Source organism: Streptomyces sp. NPDC002265, assembly GCF_040296125.1.
Taxonomy (GTDB): domain Bacteria; phylum Actinomycetota; class Actinomycetes; order Streptomycetales; family Streptomycetaceae; genus Streptomyces.
This window is the reverse complement of sequence record NZ_JBEOWS010000124.1, coordinates 1-24,672: the sequence shown is the minus strand read 5'-3', so window position 1 is coordinate 24,672 and position 24,672 is coordinate 1. Positions and strand designations below refer to the sequence as shown.

Sequence of the window (24,672 nt, the reverse complement as noted above, 5' to 3'; positions counted from 1 at the left end):
GCGGATCTCGGCGGCCCAGGCCAAGGCCAGGGAGACGGAACTCGCGGCCGCGGCCGAGGCGACCCGGGTGAAGACGGCCGCGGGTGCCGAGGCCCAGGCGACCGAGGCGCGGGGTGCCGCGGCCGCCACCGCCACCCGGGTCACCGGTGAGGCCGAGGCCGCCTCGGCGCGCGCCAGGGGTCTGGCGGAGGCCGAGGCGGTCAAGGCCAAGGGCCTGGCCGAGGCGGAGGCGATCAAGGCGCGGGCCGCCGCGCTCGCCGACAACCAGGAGGCGGTCGTCGCCCAGCAACTCGCCGAGAACTGGCCGGAGATCGTCAGGGCCGGGGCGTCCGCCTTCGGCAACGTCGACAACATGGTGCTGCTCAACGGCGCCGACGGCATGGCCGAGTTGTTCGCCAAGGCGCTCACGATGGGCGGCACCGGGCTGGGTCTCGCGCGTCAGCTGCTGGCTTCCATGAACCAGAACGGGCCGTCGGCGAACGGGACTTCGCCGCTGAACGGGATCGCGGGTGCGCCGTCGCAGAAGGTGCCGGTGGAGGAGGGCTGATCGTCGGGGCGTACGGCGGTCGTCCGCCGTACGCCCCCGTCCCGTACGGTACGGACCGTGACTGCGTCTACCGATGAGAACGTCCCGGGCCGCTACGGCCCCACCGCGACCACCGAGGCCGACCCCCGCGAGGTCGGCAAGGTACGCACCGAGTACGCGCCCGCGCACGACGGCGATCCGGACCCCGGTGAGATCGTGTGGACCTGGGTGCCCTTCGAGGAGAACGACGGCCGGGGCAAGGACCGTCCGGTGCTGGTCGTCGCCCGCGAGGCCGCGGGCACGCTGCTCGCCGTGCAGCTCTCCAGCAAGCGGCACGACGGCGACCGCGAGTGGGTGCCGATCGGCAGCGGGCCGTGGGACCGTACCGGGCGCGACTCGTGGGTGGACGTCGACCGGGTCCTGCGCCTGCACGAGGAGGGGATGCGCCGGGAGGCCTGCGCGCTGGACCGGATGCGCTTCAACCTCGTCCGGCACCGGCTGGGGGAACGTTACGGCTGGAGCTGAGCCGGCCCCGGGCGCTACGGCTGGAGCCGGGCCGGCCCGGAGCGCTAGGCCGGGAACCGCGGCACGGGGAAGGCCTGTTCGAAGGCGGCCCTGACCACCGTTCCCGGTGTGCGGTCCAGTACGGCAAAGACCACGTGCTCGAAGGTCCCGGCGAATCTTCCGCCGGGACCGAGCGCGGCGCGGAAGGCGGCCGCCACCCGGACCGGGTCGTTGCGGAACACGCCGCATCCCCAGGCGCCCAGCACCAGCCCGCGGTAGCCGTGCGCCGCGGCGGTCTCCAGGACCCGTTCGGCCCGCATGATCAGGGCGTACACCAGTTCGGGCGAGTGGTACGGCGACACCCGCATCACCACACCGGCGTTGGGCGCGGCCGCGGCCAGGAATCCGGCCGTGAACGGCTCGTCCAGCAGCCGTCCGCGGTGGTCGCGGAAGACCGGGACGGCCGGCGCGTGGATGACCCGGTTCGTGTAGAAGGGATCCACCCGGCTGCGGTGGTGCTCGTAGAACTCCCGCGCCTGGAGCAGACAGGTGTACAGCGCGGAGGACCGGCACAGGTCCTCCTCCTGGGCCTTGGCGCCGTTGAGGTAGCCGCCGCCGGGGTTGCGGGCGGAGGCGAAGTCCAGCACCGCGACCGGGCCGGCCGTCCGCCGGGCGGCCGTCAGGCTGTCCTCGCCGGTGACCTCGAAGAGGGTGTCCACCGGCGGGAGGGGCGGCACCGCCACCGGTTCCGGCCCGAACATGCGCGTACCGGCGCGTGCGGCCTCGACCGCCGCGGCGATGGACACCCGGCGGCCGTCGGACGCGCGGTACTCCCCCTCCGAGACGATCCGCTCCGTCTCCCGGGCCACGGCGCGCAGGCGCGCGCTCATGGCACGACCCCCGTGCGTGCCATGCCCGCGGCCTGCGCATTCCCCCGTGGTGACTCCCCCGTCGTGCTCATGAACGCATCGTGAGCGATGCTGGTCCTGCGGTGCAACAGAGTTTCCCCGCCCCTGGAACATCCCTGGGCACACGCAGGGCGTGCCCCTTAAGTGATGATGTGCACCCTTGTGCGATTCGACTCGACGGTCTTGGGTAGGACGAGCGCGTGCGCCGTCCCTGGGTACCCGGGACCGGCTGAACGGTGGAATCTCAGGAGGATCCTGACATGCCCGATTCAATAAGTGCCCGTACGGAGGGCGACTGTACGCACCCCCGCACCGCCCTCACCGAAGCCGAGGTGGAGGCCCTGGTACGGGGAATCTGCTTCAAGACGGGACCGCCCCGCACCGTCGGGGTGGAAGTGGAATGGCTCGTCCACGAGCTGCGCGGGCCGCAGCTCCCCGTCACACCCGAACGACTGCACGCCGCCTACGCCGCACTGCGGACCGTGCCCCTGAGGTCGGCGCTCACCACGGAGCCCGGCGGCCAGCTGGAACTGAGCTCGCCGCCCGCCGCCTCCCTGATGGAGTGCATCGGCATCGTCTCCGCCGATCTCGACGCCGTCCGCGCGGTGCTCCGCGAGGTCGGACTCCGCCTCCGCGGCATCGGCACCGATCCCTGGCACACACCCCGCCGTTTCCTGCGCGAGCAGCGCTACGACGCCATGGAGACCTGTCTGGACCGCTCGGGGCCGGCCGGCCGGGCCATGATGTGCACCTCCGCCTCGGTCCAGGTGTGCCTGGACGCCGGGTACGAGGAGCCCGGCACTCTCGGGCTCGGACGGCGCTGGTGGCTGGCGCACACCCTGGGCCCGGTCCTGGTGGCCGCGTTCGCCAACTCTCCGGCGATCGCGGGCAGGCCCACCGGCTGGGTGTCCACCCGCCAGCTGATCTGGACCGACATCGGCGCGGGCCGGGCGGGCGCGCCGCAACTGGAGGCCGAGCCGCGCGACGCGTGGGCCCGGCACGTCCTGGACGCGCCGGTGATGTGCGTACGCGAGGACACCGGCCCCTGGCATGTCCCGGACGGGCTGACCTTCCGGCAGTGGATCAGGTCCGGGACGCCGAGGCCGCCCACCCGCGCGGACCTCGACTACCACATCACGACCCTGTTCCCGCCGGTCAGGCCGCGCGGACATCTGGAGCTGCGCATGATCGACGCGCAGCCCGGAGACGACGGGTGGATCGTGCCGCTCGCCGTGACCACGGCCCTCTTCGACGACCGGGAGGCCACCGAGACCGCCTACCGCTGTGTGAAACCGCTGGCCGAACGCACCGTCGGCATGCCCGCGCCGCACAACCCGCTGTGGATGGACGCCGCCCGGTACGGGCTCGGCGATCCCGAACTGCACGAGGCGGCCATCGCCTGCTTCGCGGCGGCGCTGGACGCCCTGCCCCGGCTCGGTGCCACGACCGAGGTCACGAACGCCGTGGCGGCGTTCCTGAAGCGCTACGTCATCCCGGGCCGCTGTCCGGCCGACGACCTGCTCGACCGACTGCGCGGCACGATGGACCACCGCGCGCACGGGAAGGACATCCGCACATGACCGAGCCCGCCCTCGACACCGAGACCCTCCGCGAGCCCGCCCTCGACGCCGAGTCCCTCCGCGAGCGCGCGCTGACGTCGCTGATCACCGCCCGCGAGCGCACGAGCCTGCTGACCGACTGCGTCGACGGGCCCGATCTCACCGCCCAGCACTCCCCGTTGATGTCGCCCCTGGTCTGGGACCTCGCGCACATCGGCAACCAGGAGGAGCTCTGGCTGCTGCGCACGGTCGCCGGCCGGGAGGCCATGCGCCCCGAGATCGACAGCCTCTACGACGCCTTCGAGCATCCGCGCTCCGAACGGCCGTCACTGCCGCTGCTGCCGCCCGCCGAGGCCCGCGCCTACGCGGCCGAGGTGCGCGGCCGCGCCCTGGACGTGCTGGAGGGCACCGCCTTCCACGGGACCCGGCTGACCGAGGCGGGCTTCGCCTTCGGGATGATCGCGCAGCACGAACAGCAGCACGACGAGACCATGCTGATCACCCATCAGCTGCGCACCGGACCACAGGTCCTGACCGCACCGGACCCCGGACCTGCCCCGCTGTTCGCGGGCCCGGCCGAAGTCCTGGTCCCCGGCGGCCCGTTCACCATGGGCACCTCGTCCGAGCCCTGGGCTCTGGACAACGAACGGCCCGCGCACCGGCGGGAGGTGGCCGCGTTCCACATCGACACGGCGCCGGTGTCCAACGCCGCGTACCAGGCGTTCATCGAGGACGGCGGCTACGACACCGAGCGCTGGTGGGCGCCGGAAGGCTGGGCGCACATCCGCAAGCACTCCATCACCGCCCCGCTGTTCTGGCACAGCGACGGCCGGCAGTGGCTGCGGCGCCGCTTCGGCGTCACCGAGGTGGTGCCGCCCGACGAGCCGGTGCTGCACGTGAGCTGGTACGAGGCCGACGCCTACGCCCGCTGGGCCGGGCGGCGGCTGCCCACCGAGGCCGAGTGGGAGAAGGCGGCCCGCCACGACCCCGCGGGCGACCGCTCGACGCGCTATCCCTGGGGCGACGCCGACCCGACGCCGGAACACGCCAACCTGGGCCAGCGGCATCTGCGTCCGGCCCCCGTCGGCAGCTATCCGGCGGGCGAGTCGCCGCTCGGCGTAAGGCAGTTGATCGGTGACGTGTGGGAGTGGACGGCGAGCGACTTCCAGCCGTACCCGGGGTTCAGGGCGTTCCCGTACAAGGAGTACTCGGAGGTGTTCTTCGGGCCCGAGTACAAGGTGCTGCGCGGCGGTTCGTTCGCCGTGGACCCGGTCGCCTGCCGGGGCACGTTCCGCAACTGGGACTACCCGATCAGGCGGCAGATCTTCTCCGGGTTCCGCACCGCCCGCTCGGAGGCCGTCTGATGTGCCGTCATCTGGCCTATCTGGGGCCCGTGCAGTCGCTGGGGCGGCTACTGACGGAGCCCGCGAACGGCCTGTACCGCCAGTCCTGGGCACCTCGGCACCAGCGCTACGGGACGGTCAACGCCGACGGTTTCGGCGTCGGCTGGTACGCGGCCGGGGACCCGGCGCCGGCCCGCTACCGGCGGGCCGGGCCGATCTGGGCCGACCTGTCCTTCGCCGACCTGGCCCGGGTGGTGCGCACCACCGCCCTGCTCGCCGCGGTCCGGGACGCGACCCTGGCGGGCGCCGACGCGGAGGCCGCCGCGGCTCCGTTCGCGGCGGGCCCCTGGCTGTTCAGCCACAACGGCGCCGTGGCCGGCTGGCCGCACACCATGGCCGCGGCCGCCCGGACGCTGCCGCCCGAGGAACTGCTGTCGCTGGAGGCGCGCAACGACTCCGCGCTGGTGTGGGCCCTGGCCCTGCACCGGCTGCGCCGCGGCGACGAGCCGGGCCGCGCCCTGGCCGACACGGTCGTCGACGTGGCCGCCGCGGCCCCGCAGTCCCGTCTCAACCTGCTGCTGACCGACGGCGAGACCATCGCCGCAACCGCCTGGGGGGACACCCTCTGGTACCTGGCCGAACCCGGCCGCGCCGTCGTGGCCTCCGAGCCCTACGACGACGATCCGCACTGGCTTCAGGTCCCCGACCGCACGCTGCTCGTGGCGAGCCGTGCCGAGGTGCTGCTCACCCCGATCGGGGAGCCGAGCACCGAGGCGGTACCCGCACCCTTGAAGGAGCCCTGTACGTGAGCCCGTTCCAGATCACCCGCACCCTTCCCGAGGACGCCACGGACGCCGCGCTGCGCGCGGACGTCCTGCTCGGCCTCACCTCCGACCCCAAGACGCTGCCGCCGAAGTGGTTCTACGACGCGCACGGCAGCGATCTGTTCGAGCAGATCACCGAACTCGACGAGTACTACCCCACCCGCGCCGAGCGCGAGATCCTGGCCGGCCGGGCCGACGCGATCGCGATGGCGACCGGGGCCCGCACCCTGGTCGAACTCGGCTCCGGTTCCTCCGAGAAGACCCGCTATCTGCTCGAAGCCCTCACCGGTCTGAGCTGCTACGTCCCGGTGGACGTCAGCGAGAGCGCCCTCACCCAGGCCGGACGGGCGCTGGCCGCCGAGCGGCCGGGACTCGACGTGCACGCGCTGATCGCCGACTTCACCGACACGATGAAGCTGCCGGACACCCCCGGACCCCGGCTGGTGGCCTTCCTCGGCGGCACGATCGGCAATCTGCTGCCCGCCGAGCGCGCCGCGTTCCTGGCGTCCGTACGGGCCCTGCTCGCGCCCGGGGACTCGCTGCTGCTCGGCACGGACCTGGTCAAGGACGAAGAGGTGCTGGTCCGGGCCTACGACGACACGGCCGGGGTGACGGCCGCGTTCAACAAGAACGTGCTGACCGTCGTCAACCGTGAACTGGGCGCCGACTTCGACCTCGACGCCTTCGACCACGTCGCCCTGTGGGACGCGGAGCGCGAGTGGATCGAGATGCGGCTGCGGGCGCGCACCGACCAGACCGTGAAGATCCCCGTGCTCGATCTCGCCGTGGACTTCAAGGCCGGCGAGGAGCTGCGCACCGAGGTGTCGGCGAAGTTCCGCAAGGACGGGGTGCGCGCCGAACTGGCGGCAGCAGGAATGGAGTTGACGCACTGGTGGACGGACACACAGGGCCGCTTCGCGCTGTCGCTCAGCACGGTGCGCTGAGCGCGGACGCCGCCTGAGAGGGTCCGCCGGCGCTCCTGGGCCCGGCGGACCCGCGGCGCGGGTGCGGGATCCGACGCCTCGCGCTCCGGCGCGGCCTGGGGCACGGTGGAGGCATACGTGACATACCGGTCACGGCGGAGAGGAGCTCCCGCATGTCGAACCACACCTACCGGGTCACGGAGATCGTCGGCACTTCGCACGAGGGCATCGACCAGGCCGTCCGCAACGGCATCTCCCGCGCCTCGCAGACCCTGCGCAACCTGGACTGGTTCGAGGTGACCCAGGTCCGCGGCCAGATCGAGAACGGTGTGATCGAGCACTGGCAGGCCTGCCTGAAGGTCGGCTTCCGGATCGAGGACACCGACTGACCGCTCCGCCGGCGTACGACCGGGGCGCGCCGTCCGCACCGACGCGCCTCAGGTCCGCCCGTCCTGCTCCTGGGCCGCCGTCAGCGCGTCCGAGGGAGCGCTCCAGCGCGCCCGGACCACGGTGAATCCCGCCCGCTCGGCGTCGTCGCACACGAGTTCGTCGTCGTCCACCAGGAACCTGACCTCCCGGCTACGGGCGAGGCGCCGCAGGGTCTCCAGCTTGGTGCGCCGGGCCGGGCGCCGGTCGTCGTTGCGCCGCATGTACACACGCCCCTGCGGCAGCCCGTGCTCCGCGAGCCAGTCGAGCGTGTCGGGGCGGCACCGCTCGGGCCGCCCGGTCAGATAGACGACCTCGCACTCCCGCGCGCTCGTCACCGCCAGCGCCACGCCCTCGGCGATCGGCGGGTCCTGCGGCGCGGCCCCGAAGAACGCGTCCCAGTCCCGCGGACTGCGCTCCAGGAACCGCTGCCGGTGCGCGGTGTCGGCGAGGGTGTTGTCCAGATCGAACACCGCGAGCGGCGGTCTGCTGCTGTCTGCCACGGCGCCCACCCTAGACGCCGCCCGCCGTGCGGAGTCCAGCCGCCCACCCGCCGCCCTCGGTGGGGAATCCCCCGGCCCGCCCGGTGTTGAACCAGGTATGAGTTCCGTGATCGCCTCGGCCCGCTTCTCCGTCCTCGACCGCTCCCGGATCCGGGAGGGCCGTCCGGCCGCCGAGTCGCTGCGCGACACCGTGGCGCTGGCGCGGGAGGCGGAGCGGCTCGGATACCACCGCTTCTGGGTGTCGGAGCACCACGGGGTGCCCGGGGTGGCCGGTTCCGCGCCGACCGTGCTGGCCGCGGCGGTGGCCGGCGCGACGAGCACCATCAGGGTCGGCACCGGCGGGGTGATGCTGCCCAACCACCGGCCGCTGATCGTGGCCGAGCAGTTCGGGGTGCTGGAGTCGCTCTTCCCCGGGCGCGTCGACATGGGCCTGGGCCGTTCGGTGGGCTTCACCGACGGGGTGCGCAGGGCGCTCGGGCGCGGCAAGGACGACGCCGAGGACTTCGCGGCCCAGCTCGGCGAACTGCTCGGCTGGTTCCGCGGCACGTCCCCGACGGGGGTGCACGCGCGCCCCTCCGAGGGCCTCGACGTGCCGCCGTTCGTGCTGGCCATGGGCGAGGGCGCGGACATCGCGGCCCGCGCGGGGCTGCCGATGGTGATCGGCGACCTGCGCGACCGCGAGCGGATGCGGCGGGGCGTCGACCGCTACCGCGCCGGCTTCCGGCCGTCCGGCTGGGCGCCGGAGCCGTACGTCGTGATCTCCGGCTCGGTCGCGGTGGCCGCGACCCCGGAGGCGGCCCGGCGGCTGCTGGTGCCGGAGGCGTGGTCCATGGCGTACGCGCGTACGCACGGCAGCTTCCCGCCGCTGCCCCCGGCCGAGGCCGTCGAGGCCCGCACGATGACCGCGAAGGAGCGCGGCTTCTACGAGTCCGGGCTCGCCGGACACATCGCCGGCACCGAGGAGGAGGTCGCGCACGAGCTGGAGACGGTGCTGAAGGACACGGGCGCGCAGGAGGTGCTCGTCACCACGAGCACCTACGACCGCGCGGCCCTGCTGGACTCCTACCGCCGGCTCGCCGGCGTCGTGACGGCCTCCTGAGCCGCGACGGCGTCCCGGGGAGACCGGGCCGAAGGCGTCAGACCTCGGCCGGTTTGTCCGCCCGGATGACGATGTGGCCGTCCTGCGCGTCCACCTTGGCCCGGTCGCCCGCGTTCAGCTCGCCCGACAGCAGCATGTCGGCCAGCCGGTCGTCGACCTCGCGCTGGATGGTGCGGCGCAGCGGGCGGGCGCCGAAGTCGGGCTGGTAGCCGAGGTTCGCCAGCAGATCGGCGGCCGCGTCGGTGACCTCCATGCCGACGTCCTGGGCGTCCAGCCGGCGCCGGGTGTGCGCGAGCAGCAGGTCGACGATCTCGCGCAGCTGGCTGCGGACCAGACCGCGGAAGACGATGATCTCGTCGATGCGGTTGAGGAACTCCGGCCGGAAGTACTGGTGGAGCACCGGCATGACCGTCTCGCGGACCTTGGCGTAGTCCTCCACGCCGGCCGCCAGGATGCGGTCGGCGCCGATGTTGGACGTCATGATCACGACGGTGTTCTTGAAGTCGACCGTGCGGCCCTGGGAGTCGGTCAGCCGCCCGTCGTCGAGCAGTTGCAGCAGCGTGTTGAAGACGTCGGGGTGCGCCTTCTCCACCTCGTCCAGCAGCAGCACGGTGTACGGCTGCCTGCGCACCGCCTCGGTGAGCTGCCCGGCCTCGTCGTGGCCGACGTATCCGGGCGGGGCGCCGACCAGCCGGGAGACGGTGTGCCGCTCCTGGAACTCGCTCATGTCCAGGCGGATCATGCGGTGCTCGTCGCCGAAGAGCGCGGCGGCCAGGGCGCGGGCGAGCTCGGTCTTGCCGACGCCGGTCGGGCCGAGGAAGAGGAAGCTGCCGACGGGGCGGTTGGGGTCGCTCATCCCGGCCCGCGCGCGGCGCACGGCACGGGCGATGGCCGTGATGGCCTCGTCCTGGCCGACGACCCGCTCGTGGAGGTGCTCCTCCAGCTTCATCAGCCGCTCGCGCTCCTCCTCGGTGAGCTGGGCGACCGGGATGCCGGTGGTGCGGGACACGACCTCGGCGATGTCCTCGGCGGTGACCTTGGGCGTCTGCTCCTCGGCCTGGCCCACCTCGGCGAGCCGGCCCTCCGCCTCCTTGATCCGGTCGCGGAGCTCCTTGGCCCGCTCGTACTCCTCGTCGGCGACGGCCTGGTCCTTCTCCCGGTTCAGGGCGGCGATGTCGTCCTCGATCTCGCGGGTGTCGGCGAGCGGGGTCTTCGCGCGCAGCCGCACCCGGGCGGCGGCCTGGTCCATCAGGTCGATGGCCTTGTCGGGCAGGAACCGGGAGGTGATGTAGCGGTCGGACAGCTCGGCCGCGGCGACCACCGCCTCGTCGGTGATACGGACCTGGTGGTGGGCCTCGTAGCGGTCGCGCAGTCCGCGCAGGATCTCGATGGTGTCGTCGACGGACGGTTCGCCCACCAGGATCGGGGCGAAGCGCCGCTCCAGCGCGGCGTCCTTCTCGATGTGCTTGCGGTACTCGTCGACCGTGGTGGCGCCGATCAGGTGCAGTTCGCCGCGGGCCAGGGCGGGCTTGAGCATGTTGCCCGCGTCCATGGCGCCCTCACCGCCGCCGCCCGCGCCGACGACGGTGTGCATCTCGTCGAGGAACAGCACCAGGCCGTCGCCGTGCTCGCTCACCTCGTCGAGCAGCTTCTTCAGCCGCTCCTCGAACTCGCCGCGGTACTTGGTGCCGGCGACCATCCCGGCGAGGTCGAGGGAGACGAGCCGCTTGCCCGCGAGGGTCTTCGGCACGTCGTCGGCCACGATCCGCTGGGCGATGCCCTCGACGATGGCGGTCTTGCCCACGCCGGGGTCGCCGATGAGGACGGGGTTGTTCTTGCTGCGCCGGGAGAGGACCTCGATGGTCTGTTCGACCTCGTCGTCGCGTCCGATCACCGGGTCGAGACGCCCGGCCCGCGCGTCCTCGGTGAGGTCGCGGCCGAACTCGTCGATCGTCGGCGTGCTGCTGGGCCCCTTGGCCCGCTCGCCCACGGTCTCGGTGGGCATCCGGGTCGGCTCCCAGCCGGTGTCGGCGAGGGCCCGTCCGGCCGTCGACTCGGGGTTGGCGGCGAGGGCGCGCAGCAGGTGCTCGGGACCGATGTAGGAGGAGTCCTCGGCACGGGAGATCTGGTAGGCGTCCAGCAGGGCCCGCTTGGCCGAGGGGGTGAGCGTGGTGGGCGCGGCCTTCTCCGCGGCGTCCTCGCCGATGCCGAGCCGCTCCCTGATCCGGTCGGGGTCCGCGCCCGCCTCCGCGATCAGCCGGCGGGTCGAGTGGTGCGTGGTGGCCGCGGCCAGCAGATGCCGGGCGTCGAGCTCCTCGCTGCCCTCGGCGGCGGCCAGGTCCCTGGCCTCGGCGACGAGCTCACGGGCGCGCTCCGACAGCAGACCGCCGATGTCGAGCGCCTGCACCCGGCGCGCCTGCGGCGGCTGCACCTGGCCGCCGAAGAACCGGGACATCAGCTCGTCGAACCCCTCGAAGGGACCGCGTCCGAAACCGAAACCTGGAGTAGTCATCCTTGCGGGCCTTCCCTGCGCAGCCGACAGCCGTCCGATGGCCCCAAACTGCCACAATTCAGACATCCCTGCATATGCACCGGTCAGGGAGCCGGCCCACCACCCTCGCGCGGCACCGCGAGGGCGGGGCGCGCCCCGGCGGGTCGCGCGGCACCCGTCCGGCAGGTCGACGGAGCACAGGCCCCAACCGTGGTGCGGGTGCGGGGCAGCAGCGTCACGGCACCGGGTCCGGCGCGGGCGGGTGGCGGGACCGCGCCCGGTCCCGCCACCCGTCGGCCGTCAGGGACGCACGGCGACCGTGCACGCGTGGCCGCCGCCGCCGCCGGGACCACCCGCCGCCGTCAGGGGTGCCCTCCGGCCCGTGCGCCCAGGCTGTGCTGCGCCGCGTGGGCGAGGGCGCGGCGGTCGGCGTGGGCTCCCGCGGGCAGGGCGGGCCGGACCTCCACCTCGGCGATCAGCCCGCGCGCCGACACCACCCGCCACACCGAGGCGAGCAGCGAGTCGTCGCCGACGTAGGCGGGCGTCGTGCTGGCCGCTCCCCCGGCGAACCGGTAGCGGATGTGCACGGGCTGGACCGCCGCCCCCGCGTCGAGCGCGGCCTGGAAGGCAGCCCGGCGGAAGTCCCCCTGGGCCCGGCCGCACCAGGTGCTGCCCTCGGGGAAGACCGCGACCGCCCCGCCGGCCCGCAGGGCCTCCGCCATGCGGGCGACGGTGCCGGGCAGGGCGCGCAGCCGGTCGCGGTCGATGAACAGCACGCCGCCGCCCGCGGCCAGCGGGCCCGCCACCGGCCACTGCCGGATCTCGGCCTTGGCCAGCATCCGGGCCGGCCGCACGGCGGCGAGCAGCGGGATGTCGAGCCACGAGATGTGGTTGGCGACCAGGAGCAGCCCGCCGGTGGGCGCGGCCGGGCCGGTGACCCGGATCCGCACCCCGGCGGCCCGTACGATCCACCGGCTCCACCGGCGTATCGCCTCCGCGGGGATCCACCGGCCCAGCGGCACCAGCGTGATCCCCGCGAGAAGCAGCACGATCAACGCCGTCATCCGCAGCACGGCCCTCGGTACGGCGGCGGCGGAGCCCGTCGGCTCCACACACGCCCCGGGGGTGCAGGGCGCGCTGGGCAGCCAGACGCTCATCAGGCCGGGACGAGCGAGAGGAAGTGCCGCAGGTAGCGCTCGTTGACCCGGCGCATCGACAGCAGCACGTACAGGTCGGCGACTCCGAAGTCGGGGTCGTGGGCGGGCTCGGCGCACACCCAGGCGCCCAGTCGGATGTAGCCGCGCAGCAGGGCGGGCAGTTCGGTGCGGGCGGGCGTGGTCAGGCCCGCGGGCGGGGTCCAGGGCCGCAGCGGCCGTACCCGGAACTCCTCGGGCGCCAGGTGCTTCTCGCGCACCCGGTCCCAGGTCGCGGCGGCCAGCGTGCCGCCGTCGGCCAGCGGGACGGAGCAGCAGCCCGCCAGCCACTCGTGGCCGCGCTCGACCATGTAGCGGGCGATCCCGGCCCAGATCAGGCCGATGACCGCGCCGTCCCGGTGGTCGGGGTGCACGCAGGAACGGCCGACCTCGACCAGTCCGGGCCGGATCGGGGCGAGCGGGCCGAGGTCGAACTCGCCCTCGGAGTAAAGGCGTCCGGCGACCGCGGCCCGCTCCGGCGGCAGCAGCCGGTAGGTGCCGACCACCTCGCCGGTGGCGCCGTCCCGTATGAGAAGGTGATCGCAGTGGGCGTCGAAGGCGTCCACGTCCAGGCCCGGCTCGGGACCGTCCAGGCGGGCGCCCATCTCACCGGCGAACACCTGGTGCCGCAGCCGCTGTGCGGCGCGGACGTCGTCCTGGTCGCGGGCGAGCGAGACCAGATAGCCGGATCCTCCGGCCGGGGCTGCCAGTGCAGGGGGCGAGGCGGGCAGGGCGGTCATGAAGGTCTCCTGTGCCGAGCGGAAGCGTGAGGACATCTGCACCTCACTTTTTCCGCCCCCGGCTGGCCTGGACGTGTCCTGTGCGGGGCCCATGGATGTGCGGCTGCTGAATGACCGGTTCTTTGCGTCCTGAATGCCGCGGTGTCACTTCGTCCGCAGCAGCAGGGCCACCGTCAGTCCACCCGGACGGTCCGCCCCGTACGCGGTGTAATGGGCGCGCAGGGCCGCGGCCTGGAGCGGCGGCAGGCCGTCCAGCGGATCGCTCTGGTCGCCCATCACCACCAGCCAGATCCGCTTCTCGCCGTGCAGGCACCGGGCCGGCTGCGGACAGTCGGTCGACAGCAGGTCGTCGCGGCGGACGGCCGGCTCGTCGAGGAAGACGTCGCGCAGTACGAGGTCGCGGGGCAGGTAGTAGCGGACGCCGAGCGGGAACATGCCGGCCTCCTCGTCCCGGTCGTAGACGATCGCGTCGCCCGGCACGTAGTACTTGCTGATGGTCCGGGCGGCCGCCGCGTAGTCGGGGCCGCCGGTCCAGTAGTGCGCCAGCGGCTCGCCCAGGGCGAGCTGTTCGGGCAGCGTGAGCAGCGTGAGGGCGGCGAGCACCGCGGCGATCACCGGCCGGGTCCTGGCGGCCGCCACGAGCCCCGCTCCGGCCAGGACCGCGAGGGCCGGCAGGGTGAACAGCATGTAGCGGAAGTAGAAGTACGACACCCCGCCCTGGGACACCGTCCAGATCACCAGCGGGGGCACCAGCGCCGAGACCGCGCAGAAGGCGACGGCGTCCCGGCGCTGCCCGCACGCCAGCGCGACGAGCAGCATCAGCGCCCCGGCGCACAGACCGGAGTAGAACAGCTGCGACCAGATGTCGACCAGGCCCCAGCCGTCCGGCCGGGTGATCCAGGAGCTCTGCCGGCCGGTCTGCGACTGGCCCAGCGCGACCAACGGGGACAGCGCGGCGACCGCGGCCGTGACGGCCAGACAGAAACCCCACCAGCGGCCGCGCTCCGGCCGGCCCCGCAGGGCCACCAGGACCGGATGCGCCAGCAGGCAGGTCAGCGCGATCAGGTGGAACAGTCCGACGGCCACCACCGCCAGCGCGTAGAGGGCCCAGCGGACCGGACTGCGCGGCCGGTCCAGGGCGCGCAGCAGCAGCAGCGCGGCCAGGGTCACGGCCAGCATCACCAGGGCGTACGGGCGGGCTTCGTGGGCGAACCGGCTCACGCCCGGGATCAGGGCGAACAGCAGACCGCCGGCCAGTCCGGCGCGGCGGCCGAACAGGCGCTGCCCGATCAGCGCCACGCAGGCGGCGGTGGCGGCCATGGCCAGGGCCGAGGGCAGCCGCAGGGCCAGGGGCGAGTCCCCGAACAGACGGGTCCAGCCGTGCAGGAGGAGGTAGTACGTGCCCACCACGGCGTCCACCCGGTGCACGGTGGCGAGCACCTGCCCGACGCTGCGCCCGGACATGTCCCAGCTCGTCAGTTCGTCGCGCCCGAGCAGGGGTTCACCGATCCGGTAGAGCGCGGCGGCGAGGGTGGTCAGCGTGGGCCACAGCCATGGACCGCCGGGGACGGGCCTGCGTTCGTGCCGCTCTGCGGGTGCCGCGGTGTCCCCCGCGGCCGGGGCGGGAGGAGAGAGGAGTGCCATGCCGACAGCCATAGCCGCGGGCCGGGCCCGGCCGCCTGCGCGACCCGCCCGACCCGGCGGCTTTCCCCTGTTCGGCCTCGGTCCCGGCGGGGCCGGGTGCCGGTGTCGTGACCGGCGGGTGCCTGGCGGGACCCACAGGTGCCTGGCGGGACCGGCGGGACCGGCAGGTGTCCGACGGAACCGGCGGGTGCCTGACGGAACCGGCGGGTGCCTGACGGAACCGGCGGGTGCCTGGCGGGACCGGGGATGAGCACCACTCCCGGTCCCGCCCGCCCGCACCCTGTCGGCGAACGTCTCCCGGACCTCAGCGGCCCGCGGCCCTGCGGGTCGCCCGCAGCCACTCCCGGTTCATGCCGGTGATGGACATCAGCGGGATGCCCTTGGGGCAGGCGGTGGCACACTCCCCGGTGAGGGTGCAGCCGCCGAAGCCCTCCGCGTCCATCTGGGCCACCATGTCCAGGACCCGGGTCTCGCGCTCGGGCGCGCCCTGCGGCAGCACGTTGAGGTGGTTGACCTTCGCCGAGGTGAACAGCATGGCCGCGCCGTTCGGGCACGCGGCCACGCACGCGCCGCAGCCGATGCACTCGGCGTGCTCGAAGGCGAGGTCGGCGTCCGGCTTCGGCACGGGGGTGGCGTGGGCCTCGGGCGCGGCACCGGTGGGGGCGGTGATGTAGCCGCCGGCCTGGATGATCCGGTCGAAGGCCGAGCGGTCCACGACCAGGTCCTTGACGACCGGGAAGGCCGAAGCCCGCCAGGGCTCGACGTCGATGGTGTCGCCGTCCCGGAAGGACCGCATGTGCAGCTGGCAGGTGGTGGTGCGCTCGGGTCCGTGCGCGTCGCCGTTGATCACCAGGCTGCACGCGCCGCAGATGCCCTCGCGGCAGTCGTGGTCGAAGGCGACGGGGTCCTCGCCCTTGAGGATGAGCTCCTCGTTGAGGGTGTCGAGCATCTCCAGGAAGGACATGTCGGAGGAGATCCCGTCCACTTCGTAGGTGGACATGGCGCCTTCGGCGTCGGCGTTGCGCTGCCGCCAGACGCGCAGGGTGAGCTTCATGCGTAGCTCCGCTGGGTGGGGTGGACGTACTCGAAGACCAGGTCTTCCTTGTGGAGGGTCGGGGGCTCGCCGGTCGCGGTGAACTCCCAGGCGGCCGCGTAGGCGAACTCCTCGTCCCTTCGGGCCGCTTCGCCGTCCGGGGTCTGGGACTCCTCGCGGAAGTGGCCGCCGCAGGACTCGGCGCGGTGCAGTGCGTCGAGGCACATCAGTTCGGCGAGTTCCAGGTAGTCGACGACCCGGTTGGCCTTCTCCAGCGACTGGTTGAACTCCTCGCCGGTGCCGGGGACCTTGATGCGCCGCCAGAACTCCTCGCGGATCTGCGGGATGCGCTCCAGGGCCTTGCGCAGCCCCGCGTCCGTACGGGCCATGCCGCAGAACTCCCACATCAGTTCGCCGAGTTCGCGATGGAAGGAGTCCGGGGTGCGGTCGCCGTCGACGGCCAGGAGCAGGCTGAGCCGGTCCTCGGTCTCCGCCAGCACCTCCTGCACGACGGGGTGTTCCGCGGTCACCTGTTCCTGGTGCGGGGCGCGGGCCAGGTAGTCGTTGATGGTGGACGGCAGCACGAAGTAGCCGTCCGCCAGTCCCTGCATCAGCGCGGAGGCGCCGAGGCGGTTGGCGCCGTGGTCGGAGAAGTTGGCCTCGCCGATCGCGAACAGGCCGGGGACGGTGGTCTGGAGGTCGTAGTCGACCCACAGTCCGCCCATCGTGTAGTGCACGGCGGGATAGATCCGCATCGGCACCTCGTAGGGGTTCTCCGCGGTGATCCGCTCGTACATGTCGAAGAGGTTGCCGTACTTCTCCTCGACCTTCGCCCGGCCCATCCGGGCGATGGCGTCGGCGAAGTCCAGGTAGACGCCCTGGCCGCCGGGGCCCACGCCCCGGCCCTCGTCGCAGACGTTCTTGGCTGCGCGCGAGGCGATGTCGCGCGGGACCAGGTTGCCGAAGGAGGGGTAGATGCGCTCCAGGTAGTAGTCGCGCTCGTCCTCGGGGATGCGGTTCGGCGGCCGGTCGTCGCCCTTGGCCTTCGGCACCCAGATGCGGCCGTCGTTGCGCAGCGACTCGCTCATCAGGGTCAGCTTGGACTGGTGGTCGCCGGTGCGCGGGATGCAGGTGGGGTGGATCTGGGTGAAGCAGGGATTGGCGAACAGGGCGCCGCGCCGGTGCGCCCGCCAGACGGCGGTGGCGTTGGAGTTCATGGCGTTGGTCGACAGGTAGAAGACGTTGCCGTAGCCGCCGGAGGCTAGGACGACGGCGTCCGCGAAGTACGTGTCGACGCGGCCCGTGATCAGGTCCCGGGCGACGATGCCGCGGGCCCGTCCGTCGACGACGATCAGGTCGAGCATCTCGGTACGCGGGTGCATCTCCACGTTCCCGGCCGCGATCTGCCGGGACAGCGCCTGGTAGGCGCCGAGCAGGAGTTGCTGGCCCGTCTGGCCGCGCGCGTAGAAGGTGCGGGAGACCTGGACGCCGCCGAAGGAGCGGGTGTCGAGCAGGCCGCCGTACTCACGGGCGAAGGGCACGCCCTGGGCCACGCACTGGTCGATGATCTCGACGGAGATCTGGGCGAGGCGGTGGACGTTGGACTCGCGGGCGCGGAAGTCGCCGCCCTTGACGGTGTCGTAGAACAGCCGGTGGACCGAGTCGCCGTCGTTGCGGTAGTTCTTCGCGGCGTTGATGCCGCCCTGGGCGGCGATGGAGTGGGCCCGGCGCGGGGAGTCCTGGTAGCAGAACTGGACGACGTGGTAGCCCTGTTCGGCGAGGGTGGCGCCGGCCGAGCCGCCGGCCAGCCCGGTGCCCACGACGATGACCGTGTGCTTGCGGCGGTTGGCGGGGTTCACCAGCTTGGCCTCGAAGCGGCGCTTGTCCCAGCGCTCGGCGACGGGGCCGGACGGGGCCTTGCCGTCCACGATCGGTTCACCCGTGCGGTATTCGGCGTAGTCGGTCATGTGTCAGCTCACCACTCCGGTCATCACGCCCACGGGTACGGCGACGAAGCCGGCCGTGAGCAGCAGTGCGAGGACGTCGGCGAAGATCTTCAGGGCCCGGTCACGGGTACGGCTGCCGGCGCCGAGGGTCTGGGCGGCGCTCCAGAAGCCGTGCCGGACGTGCAGGCCCAGGGCGAGCATCGCGACGATGTAGATGACGTCGCCGTACCAGGTGGAGAAGGTGTCGACGACGTTCTGGTAGGGGTGGCCCTCCTGGAAACCGCCGGAGTGCACGGTGCCGGTGGTCAGGTCGAGGATGTGCCACACGATGAACAGGCCGAGGATGATGCCGCCCCAGCGCATGGTGCGCGTCGCGTAGCTCGCCCGGGGCTTCTTGTGCACGTACTTGCCGGGGCGTGCCTTGATGTCGCGGCGGCTGAGCTGGTAGGCGGAGGTGGCGTGGGCGACCACCGCGAGCACCAGCACGACACGGACGAGCCAGAGGGTCCACCCGTAGTGCATGAAGGGCTCGCCGACGGTGCGCAGCCAGTGGGCGTAGTGGTTGAACTCGCCCGCCCCGAAGAAGATCTTCAGGTTGCCGATCACATGGGCGACCAGGTACAGCAGCATGATCAGGCCGCTGACGGCCATCACTGCCTTCTTGCCGATGGAGGAGTCCCACACGGTGCGTGCCAGTGACGCCCGTCGGTCCGTCCGCGTTGCCAGAGCCATGAGTCCTGACGTTAGGGCCGAAGGTCCCAATCGGTCCAAGACATGGTCCAGCTCGAATCCATAGCTTGTGACTATCGATGGGTTACCGTGGAGGTATGCAGTTCCAGCAGCTCCAGTACTTCGTGGCGGTCGCCGAGAGCCGGCACTTCACCCGGGCCGCGGAGTCCGTGCATGTGGCGCAGCCGTCGTTGTCGCAGCAGATCAAGGCCCTGGAACGGGAGCTCGGGGCGGATCTGTTCCTGCGCGCCCGGGGCAACATCACGCTCACCGACGCGGGCGAGGCGCTGCTGCCGCTGGCCCGGCGCATCCTGGCCGACGCGGACACCGCGCGGCACGAGGTGCTGGAGCTGTTGCAGCTGCGCAGCGGCCGGGTGCGGCTGGGCGCGCCCCCGAGCCTGTGCACCGGTCTGCTGCCCGACGTGCTGCGCGCCTTCCACGACCGCTATCCCGGCGTCCAGCTGATCATCGAGGAGAGCGGCTCGCACGACCTCGTCCGGGAGCTGGCCCGCGGCGCCCTGGACCTGGCGCTGGTGGTGCTGCCGCTGCCCACCCCGTCGCCCGCGCTGACCACGGTGGAGCTGCTGCGCGAGGACCTGGTGGTGGTGTCGTCACCGGAGGCGGACCCGCCCGGCGGCGGCCGGCAGGCGGTGCGCGTGGCCGATCTGGAGAGCGAGCGGCTGGTGATGTTCCGGCACGGCTACGACCTCAGGGAACTGACCGTGGCCGCATGCCGCGTCGAGGGGTTCGAGCCTGACTTCGCGGTGGAGGGCGGCGAGATGGACGCGGTACTGGGCTTCGTACGGGCCGGGCTGGGCGTCGCCGTCGTACCGCGCATGGTGGCCGCGCGCGCCGGGCACGGGCTGCGGGTGACCCCGCTGGCCCAGCCCGGCCTGCAACGCACGATCGCCCTGGCCCACCGCAGCGACGTGGCGCCGCCACGGGCGGCCCGGGAACTCCAGCGGATGCTGCTGGAACGGTGAACGGCAGCGCGTCCCAGTGCAGCGGCGCTAGTCGATCTCCGGCGGCACCGGAGTGCCCTGGTGGTAGTACATCCGCCAGCCCGTCTCCGCGTCGAGCCTGCGCCACAGGGAGGTGCGGCGGGCCCGCTGTCCGTCGAACTCGGTCTCGAAGGTGAGGTGCACCAGGCCGGGCGCCAGGACCACCCCGGTGAACGCCGACGCCTGGTAGCGCGGACCGTCGGCCGCGCTGCCCGGCTTGTCGGGCAGCCCGGCCACGGTCTCCTCGTACGTGTAGCGCCGCCCGGAGGCGCCGACCTCGACGAACTCGGGGTCGAACAGCGGGAGGGCCTCGGCGCGGGAGGAGCGCACGGCCGGGTCCAGGAGGCGCAGTTCGCGGGCGATCGCCTCGCTCACGGCATCCGAGTTCACGGCGTCTGGTTCAGGGGTCACGCGCCGATGCTCACATGTGGTCCCGGCACCGGCGCAACCGGATTACGGCGCTCACCCCGTCGCGTCCACCAGCGCCAGCTCGTGCAGCCGCTCCGGCGGGCCGGGGCGGGCGTAGTACCAGCCCTGGGCCGTGTCGCAGCCCAGGATCCGCAACTGCTCGGCCTGGGCGCCGGTTTCGACGCCCTCGACGGTCACCGCGAGGTCCAGGCTGTGGGCGAGCGAGACGATCCCCTCGACGATCTTCAGATCGACGGGGTCGGCCGGGAACTGCTGCATGCTCTGCGTGAAGGAGCGGTCCAGCTTGAGGATGCTCACCGGCAGCCGTCGCAGGTTGGCGAGGTTGGAGTAGCCGGTGCCGAAGTCGTCCAGCGCGATGTCGACGCCCATCTCGGCCAGCCGGCGCAACGGTTTGAGCAGGTCGTCGTCCGCGCCGATCAGCGCCGACTCGGTCACCTCCAGGCAGAGCGCCTCGGGGGCGACACCGGTGCGCTCCAGGATCTCGACCGTGTCCTGCACCAGGCCGGGGTGGGTGAGCTGGCAGGGCGAGAGGTTGACGTTGATGCGCAACGGGCCGCTGTCGGCGTGACGTTCGTGCCACCGGCCGGCCTGACGGACCGACTGCTCCAGCACCCAGCGGCCCAACGGGACGATCAGGCCGGTGTGTTCGGCGAGCGGGATGAACCGGTCGGGGCCGAGGACGCCGTGCTGCGGATGCAGCCAGCGCACCAGCGCCTCGGCGCCGTGCACGCTGCCGTCGCCGAGGTGGACCAGGGGCTGGTACTCGATGAAGAACTCGCCCCGCTCCAGAGCGGCCGGCAGTGCCGTGGTGAGCCCGTGCCGGGTGATGGCGCGGGCGTCGGCCTCCGGGTCGGCGAGCTCGAAGCGGTTGCCGCCCGCGGACTTGGCCCGGTACATCGTGATGTCGGCGCTGCGCAGCACCTCCGCCGCGCTGCGCTCCTGGGCCGCGCCCTCGACCACGCCGATGCTGCCGCGCACGGTCAGCTCCCGGCCGTCGACGCTGATCGGGGCGACCAGGGCGTTCATGATGCGGGCGGCGAGCTCGTCGACCTCCCGCTGGGTGTCGGGCCCGGTGGTCAGCGCGACGAACTCGTCGCCGCCCAGCCGCGCGACCATCTCGCCGGGCGCGGTCGCGCAGGACTGGAGACGGTCGGCGACCTCGACCAGCAGCCGGTCGCCGGCCGCGTGGCCGAGGCTGTCGTTGATGGTCTTGAAGCCGTCCAGGTCGAGGTAGCACAGGCCGAACCGCTGTCCGGGGCCGGAACTCAGCACCTTCTCCAGCCGTTCGAAGAACAGGGTGCGGTTGGGCAGCCCGGTGAGCGCGTCGTGCGTGGCCTCGTAGCGCAGCCGGAGGTTGAGCAGGCGGCGCTCGGTGGTGTCCTCCATCAGCGCCAGCTGGTACTGCGGCGCGCCGTCGGCGTCGCGCAGCAGGGAGACCGTGAGGTTGGTCCACAGCACCGTCCCGTCGGGGCGGTAGTAGGCCTTCTCCACGTGGTAGTGCTCGCGGTCGCCGCGCACCAGTTCCTCGTACAGCCGCCAGACCTGGGGCGCGTCCTCGGCGTGCGTCCAGTCCCGGACGTTGCGGCCGCGCAGCGTCTGCTCGGAGCCGCCGAACATGCGCAGCATCGCCCCGTTGACCTCCAGGACGTTGCCGTCCAGGTCGGCGATGCTGATACCTATGGCCGCGCCTTCGAACACGGCCCGGAAGCGCGCCTCGCTCGCGTGCAGCGCCTGGGCGACCACGCCCTGCGCCTGGAGCGCGGCTCGGGCGATCGCCTCCTGCTCGGCCAGGGTGCGGTCGCGCAGCGCCTGCGCGTACCCGGCGGCCATGGCGTGCTGGAGCCGGGAGGAACGGGTCCTCAGGTCCTCCTGGGAGCCGTTGCCGCCGCAGTAGAGCACCAGGTAGGCGTCGACGCAGTCCAGCGCGGGGCCGAGCGCGTCGGGGTCCGTGCAGTGCGCCGCGACGAGGGCGGCGCCGACCGCCTTGCCCTCGGCGGCGTCGAAGCTGCGGGCCCGCAGTGCCTTGCTCAGCCGCCTGGCCAGCGGCAGCAGCAGTTCCTCGAACTCCGGCCGGGTCAGGGACGTCGAGGTGACCGGGTACACCGCCCGGCTCCAGATCGTGGCGAACCGCCGCAGTCTGCCCTCCGGGCCGTCCGGTTCCGCGGTCACGCCGTACGCCCCACGCCCGCGAAACCGGAGTAGGCGTAGGGGTCGTCGTCCTCCGGCGCCGTGTCCGGCCGCCACCGCGGCATCGGCACCAGTCCCGGTTCCACCATGTCGTACCCTTCGAAGAACCGCTCGATCTCGTTCCGCGAGCGCATGATGAGCGGGTTGCGAATGTCCTTGTATACGTCCACCGCGCCCTCGGCCCGCTCCGGCGGCAGCGGGATTCCCTCGTACGAGGCATGCGTGAGGATCAGCAGGCTGCCGGGCGCGAGGGCCTCGCGCAGCTCCGCCACCGCACCGTACGGGTCGTCCGCGTCTTCCACGAAGTGCAGTATGGCAACGAGAAGCAGCGCCACTGGACGATTCAGGTCGATCAGCTGCCGGACCTGAGGATTCGACAGGATCTCCCGGGGCTTGCGCAGATCGGCGGCGACCACGTCCGTGCCGTCGTTGCCCGCAAGCACCGCCTCGCTGTGCGCGACGGCCACCGGGTCGTGGTCCACGTACATCACCCGCGCACCGGGGGCCGCGGCCTGCGCCACCTCGTGGACGTTGCCGTGCGTGGGGATGCCGGAGCCGATGTCGAGGAACTGGGTGACGCCCTCGGCGACCGCGAAGCGCACCGCGCGGCGCAGGAACGCCCGGTTCGCCTGCATGATCCTGGGAAGTCCCGGCATGAACTCCATGGCCCTGCGGGCCGCTTGCCGGTCGACCTCGAAGTTGTGCGAACCGCCCAGGTAGTAGTCGTAGATGCGCGAAACGCTCGGCACCGAGATGTCGATGCTCCGTGGGGCCCAAGCGGGACGCTCCATCCAACCCTCCAAGGCGTGGACGATCCGGTGTTCGAGCTGAGGCTACTGATCGCCCGCCAAAGGAGCGAGCGGAAACGGAAATTGACCGTCCGTTCCCGGTCACTGCCTGCGGCACGTGCCGGAGAGAGGTCCGGCCCGCGCCGCGAAAGGTACCCGAGGCACTGATGCACTCGGGCAGCTCCGAAGACTCCCCGAGAATCATGAAGTTTGATCAACTGCCAGGAAAACTCGGCGTTAAGCGCCCTCACCACGCACAGCGATCCGCCCCCTCCGTGCGGCCGGAGGGGGCGGATCTGGGTCGCGCGCGTCATCGGGCAGCAGCGATCAGCCCTGGGGAGGTGATCCCTACTGCTTCGGCGCGCCGACCGGCTTTCCGTCGGGGGAGACCGCGTACCACGTACCGCCGACGCCCTGACCGTTGATGTCCCCGGCCGCCTTGTCACCGGAGAAGGTGTAGATCGGCCAGCAGTTGACCGTCTGCTGCTTGACCCCGTCGGGCCGGGTGAAGCTCATCAGGCCCTTCTTCACGACACCCTCGGTGTCGTTCGCGGCGACGGGCCCGACCGCCGGCCACTTCTCCAGGCAGGCCCCGGTGCAGTTCGACACCGACTTCGGCCACGCCTTGTCCTTCAGGAACCGGTAGACCGTCATGCCGTTCTTGTCGACGACGATGTCACCCAGGGTGGGGTCCTTGCGGACGGACAGCCCGGCCAGGCTGGCCGCCTTCGCCTTCTTGCCGTCGGGGGCCAGCGCGAACCACTTGTTGCCCACGCCCTGACCGGAGGTGTCACCGGCCTTGGTGTCCTTGGCGTAGCGGTACGCGGGCCAGCCGTTGACGGTCAGCTGCTTCGTGCCGTCGGAGCGGGTGACCTCGCCCAGCAGCGCCTTGTCGATGCCGGCGCCGGCCGTGGCGTCGTCCGCGGGGACGGGCGGCCAGGTCGTGGCACAGTCGCCGTCGCAGTTCGACTTCGGCGGCTCCGCGGTGTCCTGGTCGAAGCGGTACAGCGTCAGCCCGGTGCTGTCGGTGAGCACCTTGCCGAGCTGCGCGTTGTCGGACACGGTCAGTTCACCGGCGGTGGTGGTCTGCGCCCCCGGGTCGTTGTTGGAGGTGTCCGCGCCGAGACCGGTGCCCGCGCTGCCGTAGCCGCCGGCCGCGGCCGTGGCCCCGACGTTCTGGCTAGCGGCCGGCGCGCCGTTTTCCTGGCCGCACGCCGTCGTCAGCGCCAGCACGGACACAGCGCTCGCCACGAGAGAGGCGCTCCGCCAGGAGGTCTTCATCGTCAACTCCCCGATCATCCACTTGGTGTTGCGACTCCCTGTGAGCCGCCGCACGACACTGGGTACGCACGGGTACGGGGGTTGTGTTCAGCCACAGCACGAAATTCTTTCCGGAACCTGTGCCCGGCCCCTCCCACCTCGTACGCGCGTGCGTGCCGGCCGCCCCGCCGCGGCGAGCCGATCAAACCGCCGTACGGCACCTGTCCCTCCTTCGGGGCAATCCTCGACCGGTCCTGCGTGTGCGGCCCCGGCGCAGCGAATGATCTCCGTCGTGCAAGGACCCGAACCGACCCGATCCGCCTTCGGCACAAGGGTGTTGGCCGTTGTCACGCTGGTCTGGACGCTGGTGGGCGCACCGGCCGGCAGCGCGACGGCCGACGCCTGCGCATGGGCCTCGGCCGGCCCGGACGGCATGGCCGCGGTGGCGGTCGCGGGAGGCGGCGCCGCGGCGGCGGTCGTGGGAGGCGGCACCTGGCCCACTCCCCCGTCGTGCCCGGTGCCGTCGCCGACCCCGTGCCCGACACCCCCACCCCCGTCGCCCGTGATGGGAAGAGCAGACGACATAACAACAGGCAACATACAATTAATGGCGTAT

General features: G+C 72.5%; 22 protein-coding genes. 9 read left to right on the top strand and 13 right to left on the bottom strand.

Features of this window, described 5'->3' with window-relative positions:
- Positions 1-547: flotillin domain-containing protein (locus tag ABT085_RS22115; RefSeq protein WP_351610410.1), on the top strand; the 547-nt coding region annotated here is incomplete at its 5' end.
- Positions 548-604: 57 nt separating this feature from the next.
- The gene (locus ABT085_RS22110; protein WP_351610405.1) at positions 605-1,051 is read left to right on the top strand and encodes a type II toxin-antitoxin system PemK/MazF family toxin; all 447 of its coding nucleotides are present in this window, start codon (positions 605-607) and stop codon (positions 1,049-1,051) included.
- A 44-nt stretch (positions 1,052-1,095) separates the two neighbouring features.
- Here the strand turns inward: ABT085_RS22110 and ABT085_RS22105 are convergent, their stop codons facing one another.
- Complete coding sequence (locus ABT085_RS22105) at positions 1,096-1,920, bottom strand: TIGR02452 family protein (protein ID WP_351610402.1); 825 nt, start codon at positions 1,918-1,920, stop codon at positions 1,096-1,098.
- A 278-nt stretch (positions 1,921-2,198) separates the two neighbouring features.
- Between ABT085_RS22105 and egtA the strand changes: the two genes are divergently transcribed.
- The 5 genes from egtA to ABT085_RS22080 all read left to right on the top strand — a co-directional run bounded on the left by egtA (position 2,199) and on the right by ABT085_RS22080 (position 6,976).
- Complete coding sequence (gene egtA / locus ABT085_RS22100) at positions 2,199-3,518, top strand: ergothioneine biosynthesis glutamate--cysteine ligase EgtA (RefSeq protein ID WP_351610399.1); 1,320 nt, start codon at positions 2,199-2,201, stop codon at positions 3,516-3,518.
- Positions 3,515-4,861: an ergothioneine biosynthesis protein EgtB gene (egtB, locus tag ABT085_RS22095; protein WP_351610396.1), complete on the top strand. Its 1,347-nt coding sequence runs from the start codon at positions 3,515-3,517 to the stop codon at positions 4,859-4,861. The genes egtA and egtB overlap by 4 nt, the downstream gene beginning before the upstream one ends.
- Positions 4,861-5,649, top strand: coding sequence for an ergothioneine biosynthesis protein EgtC (egtC, locus tag ABT085_RS22090; protein ID WP_351610394.1), 789 nt, complete (start codon positions 4,861-4,863; stop codon positions 5,647-5,649). Before egtB ends, egtC begins: the two co-directional genes overlap by 1 nt.
- Positions 5,646-6,608, top strand: coding sequence for an L-histidine N(alpha)-methyltransferase (gene egtD, locus ABT085_RS22085; protein WP_351610391.1), 963 nt, complete (start codon positions 5,646-5,648; stop codon positions 6,606-6,608). The genes egtC and egtD overlap by 4 nt, the downstream gene beginning before the upstream one ends.
- 152 nt (positions 6,609-6,760) lie before the next feature.
- The gene (locus ABT085_RS22080) at positions 6,761-6,976 is read left to right on the top strand and encodes a dodecin (RefSeq protein WP_351610388.1); all 216 of its coding nucleotides are present in this window, start codon (positions 6,761-6,763) and stop codon (positions 6,974-6,976) included.
- A 48-nt stretch (positions 6,977-7,024) separates the two neighbouring features.
- Here the strand turns inward: ABT085_RS22080 and ABT085_RS22075 are convergent, their stop codons facing one another.
- Positions 7,025-7,516, bottom strand: a complete 492-nt coding sequence (locus ABT085_RS22075) for a phosphatase domain-containing protein (RefSeq protein ID WP_351610385.1) — start codon at positions 7,514-7,516, stop codon at positions 7,025-7,027.
- 97 nt (positions 7,517-7,613) lie between these two features.
- Here ABT085_RS22075 and ABT085_RS22070 point away from each other — a divergent pair, with 97 nt between their 5' ends.
- Complete coding sequence (locus ABT085_RS22070) at positions 7,614-8,615, top strand: LLM class flavin-dependent oxidoreductase (protein WP_351610383.1); 1,002 nt, start codon at positions 7,614-7,616, stop codon at positions 8,613-8,615.
- A gap of 37 nt (positions 8,616-8,652) precedes the next feature.
- Here the strand turns inward: ABT085_RS22070 and ABT085_RS22065 are convergent, their stop codons facing one another.
- The 7 genes from ABT085_RS22065 to ABT085_RS22035 form a co-directional block, all read right to left on the bottom strand.
- Entirely contained in the window at positions 8,653-11,127 is a 2,475-nt protein-coding gene (locus tag ABT085_RS22065; RefSeq protein WP_351610380.1) for an ATP-dependent Clp protease ATP-binding subunit, read from the bottom strand.
- A 341-nt stretch (positions 11,128-11,468) separates the two neighbouring features.
- On the bottom strand, positions 11,469-12,263 hold the full coding sequence (locus ABT085_RS22060) for a lysophospholipid acyltransferase family protein (protein WP_351610378.1): 795 nt from the start codon (positions 12,261-12,263) through the stop codon (positions 11,469-11,471).
- Entirely contained in the window at positions 12,263-13,039 is a 777-nt protein-coding gene (locus ABT085_RS22055) for a GNAT family N-acetyltransferase (RefSeq protein ID WP_351610419.1), read from the bottom strand. Before ABT085_RS22055 ends, ABT085_RS22060 begins: the two co-directional genes overlap by 1 nt.
- A 144-nt stretch (positions 13,040-13,183) precedes the next feature.
- A complete protein-coding gene (locus tag ABT085_RS22050) occupies positions 13,184-14,683 on the bottom strand; it encodes a glycosyltransferase family 39 protein (RefSeq protein WP_351610375.1) in 1,500 nt (499 codons plus the stop codon).
- A 304-nt stretch (positions 14,684-14,987) separates the two neighbouring features.
- Positions 14,988-15,737, bottom strand: coding sequence for a succinate dehydrogenase/fumarate reductase iron-sulfur subunit (locus tag ABT085_RS22045; protein ID WP_351610372.1), 750 nt, complete (start codon positions 15,735-15,737; stop codon positions 14,988-14,990).
- A complete protein-coding gene (locus ABT085_RS22040; protein ID WP_351610370.1) occupies positions 15,734-17,683 on the bottom strand; it encodes a fumarate reductase/succinate dehydrogenase flavoprotein subunit in 1,950 nt (649 codons plus the stop codon). Before ABT085_RS22040 ends, ABT085_RS22045 begins: the two co-directional genes overlap by 4 nt.
- A gap of 3 nt (positions 17,684-17,686) precedes the next feature.
- Entirely contained in the window at positions 17,687-18,358 is a 672-nt protein-coding gene (locus tag ABT085_RS22035) for a succinate dehydrogenase (protein ID WP_351610416.1), read from the bottom strand.
- A gap of 131 nt (positions 18,359-18,489) precedes the next feature.
- On the opposite strand from ABT085_RS22035, the gene ABT085_RS22030 reads away from it, so the two are divergent.
- Positions 18,490-19,374, top strand: a complete 885-nt coding sequence (locus tag ABT085_RS22030; RefSeq protein ID WP_351610367.1) for a LysR family transcriptional regulator — start codon at positions 18,490-18,492, stop codon at positions 19,372-19,374.
- Between the two features lie 27 nt (positions 19,375-19,401).
- Here ABT085_RS22030 and ABT085_RS22025 read toward each other — a convergent pair whose 3' ends face one another.
- The 4 genes from ABT085_RS22025 to ABT085_RS22010 all read right to left on the bottom strand — a co-directional run bounded on the left by ABT085_RS22025 (position 19,402) and on the right by ABT085_RS22010 (position 24,077).
- On the bottom strand, positions 19,402-19,803 hold the full coding sequence (locus ABT085_RS22025) for a nuclear transport factor 2 family protein (RefSeq protein ID WP_351610365.1): 402 nt from the start codon (positions 19,801-19,803) through the stop codon (positions 19,402-19,404).
- Between the two features lie 51 nt (positions 19,804-19,854).
- Positions 19,855-21,990: a putative bifunctional diguanylate cyclase/phosphodiesterase gene (locus tag ABT085_RS22020; RefSeq protein ID WP_351610362.1), complete on the bottom strand. Its 2,136-nt coding sequence runs from the start codon at positions 21,988-21,990 to the stop codon at positions 19,855-19,857.
- Positions 21,987-22,799 carry an SAM-dependent methyltransferase gene (locus ABT085_RS22015; RefSeq protein WP_351610360.1) on the bottom strand — a complete coding sequence of 271 codons (813 nt, stop codon included), beginning with the start codon at positions 22,797-22,799 and terminating at the stop codon, positions 21,987-21,989. Before ABT085_RS22015 ends, ABT085_RS22020 begins: the two co-directional genes overlap by 4 nt.
- A 345-nt stretch (positions 22,800-23,144) precedes the next feature.
- Complete coding sequence (locus tag ABT085_RS22010; RefSeq protein WP_351610413.1) at positions 23,145-24,077, bottom strand: SCO0930 family lipoprotein; 933 nt, start codon at positions 24,075-24,077, stop codon at positions 23,145-23,147.
- Positions 24,078-24,672 lie beyond the last annotated feature (595 nt).